The sequence below is a fragment of the Sphingorhabdus sp. Alg239-R122 genome, from assembly GCF_900537065.1.
Taxonomy (GTDB): Bacteria; Pseudomonadota; Alphaproteobacteria; order Sphingomonadales; family Sphingomonadaceae; genus Alg239-R122.
Window position 1 is genome coordinate 1 of the sequence record NZ_UNRC01000020.1, and the last position, 8,531, is coordinate 8,531.

At 44.6% G+C, this 8,531-nt stretch carries 3 protein-coding genes; all 3 read left to right on the plus strand.

Annotation, left to right across the window (positions count from 1 at the left end; genetic code table 11):
- The first annotated feature begins 533 nt into the window (after nt 1–533).
- On the plus strand, nt 534–2,624 hold the full coding sequence (locus tag G6Q15_RS12130) for a DUF262 domain-containing protein (RefSeq protein ID WP_164119189.1): 2,091 nt from the start codon (nt 534–536) through the stop codon (nt 2,622–2,624).
- Nucleotides 2,625–3,351: 727 nt separating this feature from the next.
- On the plus strand, nt 3,352–6,876 hold the full coding sequence (locus tag G6Q15_RS12140; protein ID WP_164119191.1) for a hypothetical protein: 3,525 nt from the start codon (nt 3,352–3,354) through the stop codon (nt 6,874–6,876).
- A 34-nt stretch (nt 6,877–6,910) separates the two neighbouring features.
- The coding region (locus G6Q15_RS12145; protein WP_205518176.1) for a RelA/SpoT domain-containing protein at nt 6,911–8,531 on the plus strand (1,621 nt) is incomplete at its 3' end.

Here is an 8,531-nt window from a genome sequence, read left to right on the forward strand (position 1 = left end):
GAAGGTAAGTTCCTTTGTCGAATTTTTATGGATAGGAATATTGAAGCCAACAAGGGCTAGGGAGAATATTAGATGCAACCAAAGCATCTAAATATCCCCCTTTAAAATATAAGTAGGAAGAGAAGTTTCGCGATTTTCAGAAATTTCAAAAGCACACATGTGTTCGCCCCCAACTATAATGGAATTGTTAAAGTTCAGTGCGACTCTTATTAATTTTCAAGAAAGATAACACAGTTTTTATCTTCCGTTAAGCAAAAAATTTTGCTGCAGCACAGTATTTCTCAGAGTAATCTCTTCTAAAAAATATACATGCGTTGTGATTTCATGATTTGATCGAGAAAAAACATTCGTCTCATCTTACATTTATTGCCAGACCAGTTAAACTGTTAGCGAGTATGATTCTAACAAAATACCAGTTGCCGGTTTGTTGGCGGGAAACAAGCTCAATTGAATTCCAATACAGTCGGTAAGTTATAATGAGTTGCTCGATAACCCCTGCAAGCAGCGCATGTGTGCTTAAGGAGTAGATTACAATGAAAGCCACCGAAGCAAGCCTATTGGCATTCCTCAAGAAGTCACCGCAGTTTGTGATACCAATTTATCAACGGACCTACTCGTGGACCGAGAAGGAGTGTCGACAGCTTTGGTTGGACATTATTCGAGCCGGGACGGACAATACCATTTCTGTCCATTTTATTGGCTCGATTGTCTATATTGAGGATGGCCTATCGCAGGTTTCGCATCAAGCCCCTTTGCTAGTCATAGACGGGCAGCAGAGACTAACCACCGTTACATTATTGCTAGCAGCTTTGGCGGCAGCAATTAGTGAAGACGAGCCAATTGATGGCTTTTCAGCACGTAAACTGCGTAACTATTATCTACTCAACCCAGAAGAGGAAGGAGAGCGTCATTTTAAATTGCTTTTATCTCAGACTGACAAGGACAGCCTAACTTCAATTGTCAGCCAGAAGGAACTTCATTCCGAAAAGTCCGTGCGTGTCATGGAGAACTTTGAGCTGTTTCAATCACTCATTGCTGGAATGGGGAATAATCTCGAAAAGCTATGCAAAGGTCTCGCCAAACTTGTTGTTGTGGATATTGCGCTGAGCAGGGATCAGGATAACCCTCAGCTCATTTTTGAAAGTATGAATTCGACAGGTCGAGAATTAAGTCAGGCTGATCTAATCCGAAACTTTATACTTATGGGCTTAGAACCGGGCCTTCAATCAAGCTTATATGAGCAATTTTGGAGACCCATGGAGCTGAATTTTGGGCAAGAAGCTTACAACGCCCATTTTGATAGCTTCATGCGGCATTATCTCACTGTAAAAACGGGAGAAATACCTCGACTACAGGATGTGTATGACGCCTTCAAAGGCCATGCGAGAACGCCTCACGTCGAAGCGGCGGGCATTGAAGGGCTGGTAAAGGATATTCGCATCTTTGCGAAATATTACTGCAAAATGGCGCTCAAAGCGGAAACCGATCCTGAGTTGAAACTGGCCTTTGACGATCTTCGCGAACTGAAGGTTGAGGTCGCTTATCCGTTCCTAATGGAATTGTACGACGACTATACAAATGAAGTACTGAGTAAGGATGAATTGCTAGAAACAGTTCGATTGATCGAATCTTATGTTTTCCGTCGAGCGATTTGTGCGATTCCCACCAACTCTCTAAATAAGACGTTTGCGACGTTCACAAAATCACTGAAAAAGGATCGTTATCTGGAGAGCATCAAAGCGCACTTCTTGCTGTTACCATCTTATCGTAGATTTCCCAGCGATGAAGAATTTCGGCGCGACATCCAGACGCGCGACCTTTATAATTTCAGAAGCAGGAGCTATTGGCTTCGTCGGTTTGAAAATCATGGACGTAAAGAACGCGTCCCTGTTAATGAGTACACAATCGAACATATAATGCCGCAAAGTGAAAATCTGTCGGCCAAGTGGAAAACCGATCTTGGCGACGACTGGGAGCGGGTTCATGAAACCTATTTGCATACTCTGGGGAATCTAACTCTAACCGGATATAATTCGGAGTATGGCGATCGCCCATTCCAAGAAAAACGTGACATGAAGGGAGGTTTCAAAGAAAGCCCCATTCGTTTGAACGAAGGTCTAGGCGAAGCGGATAGCTGGGATGAAAATGCGATCACGACAAGAGCGAACAAATTTGCTTCAAAGGTTTGTGATGTTTGGTCAGCGCCAACCGTGAATAACGATATCTTGGAGGCCTATAAACCGAAGAAATTTAATCTCACGGAATATTCTATTGATGATCATCATCATCTATTGAGTGAACCATCAAAATCTTTGTTTGAAGCCTTCCGTCGAGAAGTTGAAAGTCTTGATCCATGTGTTAGTGAAGAGTTTCTGAAACTGTACGTGGCCTATAAGGCAGAAACGAATTTCGTAGACGTAGTTCCTCAAGCGAAGCAATTGCGCCTCTCGCTTAACATGAAATATTCTGAAATCGATGATCCTCGTGAAATGTGCAAAGACGTTTCCAATTTGGGTCGCTGGGGCAATGGTGATGTTGAAGTTCGGTTGTCTTCACTCGAAGAACTTCCATATGTCATTGGGTTGGTGAGACAATCGCTGGAACAACAACTTGGTAGCGACTAGTTGTTGAATTCGCCGAGGTGTCTATTTCCAAAATGGGTGACCGGGCTTTCATCCGATCGCCCCGCTCCTAGACAAGGTGTGCCGGTAGGTCAGTCGCGGCAATTCAGCCTTGATTGAAGCCAGTCCAGCACTTCATCCTCAACCCATCCCACTCTGTTCGGGCCTAGCTGCACCCGCTTGGGGAATTTACCTGCCTTTTCCAGGCTTGCGATATGTTGCGGCGAATAAAGAACCATCTCCTTTAGTTGACGCTTTGAGACTATCCTCATCACGATGTCTCCATAATAGGAGAGCATCGCGATGCCCTGGGTTTAACAAACACCCGGGTGCGGCCAGACTATAGGTATTGGCTTATGAGTCAAAATGAGTCGCACATGGTTGAACATATTAGCCCATCAGAGCGCAGTTTTTGAGGTGGTTCAAAAGGTGGGCTAAATTTTCGATATAAAGAATAATTCAATTATTTCTGATATTTATATAAATATCTGGTGCCAGAAGAAGCATCGTATTGAACCATCAACTTATTGATATACAATACATTCTATTGAGGGTTTCTAAAATATACCCCCATTTGTACCCCAACTTAAGGGCAATGCCGATATGGTGTTAATTCTGGAGCGGCCCATCTCCACAAGAGCGGTATTATTCTACAACGATTTGGTGCAAACACAAATATTCCCTATGAATTCATTCGAAGAGGGAAAATTGAAACTTATGGGCATCAACTATGACAGAAGCTGGCGGAGCAGCCACACAAGCGGGAATATTCTATCAGAATAGTGTAGCAGCGCTTTTTCTCGCCGATCTTTTGGAGCTTTCCCAGCAGCCAACAAGGGAGAGGGTTGTAGAAGTTCGAATTGAAGCGCCAGAAGATGTTGATGATATTGTAGTAAGATATGCGGACGAGCACCTTGCCTATCATAATGTGAAACTAAATCTTCGTTCAAAATCGAAGGCTTGGGGAAAGATGTGGTCGGATTTAGCTGCTCAGGCAGCCAGCAAGAATTTCAATGGTGATGACGAACTAAGGATCGTGATTGGCCAGAGGACAAATTATACCGGAGACGTCTCTGAACTGTGCAAAAAGGCAGCATCCAGTTTGAACAAAAAGGAGTTTCTAGCACGGCTAACAATCAAACAAACGAAAGCTCTAGCTGATATTTCAGACCTTATCGGTGACCCCGGCTTGGCGTTTGAATTGTTGTGCAAAATAACAGTCTGGCACCTTAACGAAAGTGAAATTGAGAATGAGATAAATCGAAAACGGCTTCGAAACGAAGGCGCATTTCCAACAAAACTGTTAGCAGCGCTACGAGATATTGTTGGCGGAAGCGCCCGGAGAAGAGCTACAATTTTTGCTCCACCTTTGCGACGAAAACTCATGTTGGAATTCGGGATTGAAATCGCCGAGCCGTCCGAGTGGGGCATAGTAACTTATAGAGAGACGGTATCGAGGCTTTCGAAAATTCAAATTCCCGGCACTAACATATCCGGTTCTACGGATGATCTGTTCGTTTGGCCAAGGGTGAGTGAATATGAGCGCAATCGCCCAGCTGATTTTGAAGATGAGAAGATAGATCGCTGGGAAGAGCAACCTACTGCCAATATTGATCTAAAGTCTTTTCCGTCACAGATGCTGAATAAACTAATAATTGTAGCTGGGCCGGGATATGGGAAGTCGGCTCTACTGACTGCCATAGCTGGGAATCTGGTATCCGGGCCCTATGTGCCGATATCGATTCCTCTTGCCTCTTTCGCTGCAAGCGATGAAAGCATTGTAGGTTTTCTTTCAAACCATATCGGCCGTGATCTAGATATTGGTGCAGATTGGCGCAGGCTTGCGGAACAAGGATTGCTTGTGCTGCTTCTTGATGGTCTAGATGAAGTCCCGTCAAATCTGCGTCCGATTATTCTCGACAAGATATCAAAGTACTCAGCTCGTTATCCCCGCTCACCGTGGATTCTTACCGTAAGAGACCCATCGGTGCTAACAGGGCCAATTGAAGCAAATATTGTCGAGCTGTTACAGTTGAACGACAATGACATTGCACGATTTGCTGACGCTACAAAAAGTTATGTTGGTGGAATGGATGGATGGCGTTTTGTTCGCCGACTAGAACTGTATCCAGAGTTACACCGTCTCTGCAGAATTCCACTTTTCCTTGCTATGTTTCTCGGAACCACAGATATTGGCGATGCCAAAAACTTCACACGAGCGGAATTGATAGAAAATTATCTATCGACTCTTTTTGCGCCTGCCGAATACAAAATTACTGGTGATATAACTGATAGAGCAACCTCCCTTCGCGAGATTGCTGAAATATTGGCTTTCGAACAGCTTCAGCTTCAAGAACTCGGTGCAAGCGTCCATGACGTCCGACAGATCATAGATCGAGTAGCTGGATCGTCTTCAGAGTCTGACATTCTTTTGGAACGGCTAACAGCGAATGGTATACTGCGGCGCCAGAGCGCAATTCGGCTGCAATTTCCTTATCCCATCGTGCAAGAATACTTGGCAGCCTGCCATTTGGTTAAGGAACATTCTGATAGCCTCACAGAACGGATTGATGACGCTATCCAAAGACCATGGGCGCAAGTTATCCAGTTTGCCATCGAAAAGCATGCTCGGCCAACGCCAACAATAAAGGAAATGCTTTGTCGTCCTGACGACGCTTTTTGCACCGGTCTCAGACTGGTTGGTCATTGCATAGCGAATGGAGCTAAAGTTTCAAAAGTTCTCAGAGCTGATGTCGGAGAACGCCTCACCAAGTATTGGATTCACGCTCCTTCGAGGTCACGTGAACGTGTTGGCCAACTCATAGCAGACGCTTTTGCAAATCCACTATCAAAGACTCTTCGACGAGCTCTACACCATAGCTGGTTAATTGAGAATGGAGCGGGCGAAATCGTTTCCAATGCCCAAAACTTGAACCTAACTCTCAGCGTACTCAAGAGTCTGTTAAAGGTTGATGATCGCTTTCTAATCTACCATAGCCTGAAGCCTGCGTTAAATGCTGCTGGTGATGAAGCAATCGAATTCATCAACAAGTATCTGAATGGAGACGACCTTAGCAGCAACAAAATTGATGATAAGTCGTCTATCTTATCCAATTTCTCTTCTTCCAGTGTTTCGAAAGAAGCGGCTTTGCGACTTGCTCGCAGTAAAAACGTAACGAATAAAACTCGAGCTCGCGCGTATGTGTTAGCTGGGCATCCACTTCACGATGAGGCCATATCATTGATCGAAGAAGGATTGTCTGCAGACGATTGGAACCAGCATTACGAAATCAAGGAACTGATTGGACTTCACCCTGATCGAGACAACTTTTTGCAACAAATTCTGTGCGATCCAAAAATATCGACAGAACGCAAAACGGAACTTCTCAGCGGAATTGCAACGATCATTCCCGAAAAAGAGACTAGACGGCGGTTCTCACAAAGTTGCTTGCGAGATGGTAATATTGATCCTGAGCTAGCTACCGTGCTGAATCTTTTTGAAGCTAGGCATGGTGATCGCAGGGCATTTGAACTGCTTATTGACAGCTTCGATGATATCCCAATCGATCATGTTGCGACTACTATTGCGCTTTTTGGACATTTCCCAAATCGAATCCTTGCCGAAAAAGCTGCCGATTTAGCAAGAAAACGGGTTACAGATGCAAAAGAAGTTGAACGTGTAGCTAGTTCTGTCACCACCGGAATGCTCCACATTTTTGAAATGGATCACGGATTTGGCGGTGTTTTGGAATTTGCTCCACCACACCCCGGAATATCTTGCTGGTCCGAACTAGTTGAAGACTGGAGCAAACGAAACGACCTTTCCAACATTCAGAGATTGAATGTACTGAGATCGGCATCTCGGCTTGGTTCTGAACGAGCAGCATTGGAGCTTGATGCGATGGTATTCAACATCAGTGATCCAGATGATCCACAATGGTATCAAAAAAACGATCTGGGTAACGATCTAAGTAACGCAATACATGAGGTGCGACGTAGAACACCGTTGCTGCCCAAATCGTTCATCAATATCCTTGCGAAATCCCAGAAATACAACGTGGCTTCGCAAGCGGTTTCTGCAATGGCTGCTTATGGAGATAGAGGTGCCCTAGATTGGCTGTTGGACAATCATGCTAATGTAGAGGATTGGATGCTCAGAGATACTATAGAAAATACGATCGAAACTCTTGCAGCTAAACTGTGTATTGCCATTTCCGAAAACGGTGGGGAGTTTAAAATTTCAAGTAGTGAATAGAGGCGATTGACCTTCGCCTCAGCTGGATTGAGTGATGAAACTAAACGAATATGAAAAGGAACACCGCGAACGTTATGCTGCATTTGCGGCACAGGTTGCCTCAATCTTAGAATCAGCGATACGGCAAACCGAGACATTTAATCTGCAACAAGTGCAATCTAGGGCCAAAGATGTCCAATCGCTAGTAGACAAGCTGGCCAAATATGGGTTCTCAGAAAACGTAGATGTCGCGGCTGAGGTTAAGGACCTCGCTGGCTGCAGAGCAATTTTCTACTCCAATAGTGATGTCAGTAGGTTTTTGGATTCTGGCATTGTCGAAGAAAACTTTGAGGTGATTGAGAGGAAGCTGCATCATCCGAGTAGGGAGCTCTCAAACGGTGCAGACCTCTATATGGCCAATCACTATGTCCTCAAGTTGAAAGCCTCTCGAGCTGAACTGGCTGAATACATATCCTTTGCAGATTTGAAATGCGAATTACAGGTTCAGACTATACTCAATCATAGTTGGGCGGCCACCGCCCACGATACGATCTATAAGAAACCTAAGCTGGACGATTTTGGTGCCAAAGCAATCGAACGAATCGAAGAGCGCCTCGCAAAAATTGCTAAGAGATACCTCATCCCTGCCGGTTACGAGTTTGATCGTGTTCTGCACGACTTCGACCGATTGCTAGAAGGCAAGAAGTTGTTGGATGGCGATGCGTTGCAGGCAATTTTGGATGCTTCAGATAACAACGTAAGAGCAGATGCGCTGGAAACCTTCACCGAGAATGTTCTTCCATTTTACGATGACATTCCCGGGGTGTGGCGTGATATATTGGAAAAGTTGGTTGACGCAGCGCAAGTTGCCAAAACGGTTCCGCAAAAGGAAAACGAAACACCTTTTGGGAATTTCCCCGGCCAGTCGTTTTCTGACATCTTGAGCAAAATCTCTGAGACCATCAAACCTTATCGCTACATAGACGTTACGCTGACGTTTGAGACGATATTAGCTCTCTACAGGCTGGTTGAGACAGATGAAGAAAGAAAGCCCGTCTTAGAACTGGCTGAAACACTAGCGAAGCATGACTTGGAGGTCTGGAAATCAGCAGGACCCGTTGTCCAAGAAATTCTTATCGATCAACTGAATGCAATTCAACTTGAAGAGCAATCAAGAAACATTTCACTCATCGCGGAAATTTCGAGTTGCATCCTTGGGTCGGAAATAAGTGGCACCACTTGGGGAGCCGATGTTGTAACACTCCATCGCGGAAGTGTGGTCGCTTCCCAAACTTTACAATCCATTCGGTCACGTACAATTGCGTTGCTAGAGAGCCTGTTGAAACAGTGCTCAACTCCGACAGAACGCGCGCCCATATTGAATGCTCTTTTTCAAGCAACTCGAACCTCTCATGAACTTCATTCTAGAAGAGATTTATTTTCTATGATTCTTCAAGACTCTCTCAGAGTCATTGAAACCCTGACGCAAATCGTTGCCGTTATGCCATTTGATGAGCGACAGAAAACCGAACAAAGAGTTTTTCAAAGATATCGTTGGTATTCTGTGCTTCCCGAAGATTTTTCCGATGATGATGAACTCATCAAAGTTCAAGGTGAGTTTTTGGAGACTACCAAAAAATTCAGGGAAGCAGCAAATGCAGATACTGAATTTGAAC

Excerpts from the sequence above, each read along its gene's own strand:
- G6Q15_RS12130 (WP_164119189.1), top strand. The coding sequence starts at position 534 with ATGAAAGCCACCGAAGCAAGCCTATTGGCATTCCTCAAGAAGTCACCG.
- G6Q15_RS12140 (WP_164119191.1), top strand. The coding sequence starts at position 3,352 with ATGACAGAAGCTGGCGGAGCAGCCACACAAGCGGGAATATTCTATCAG.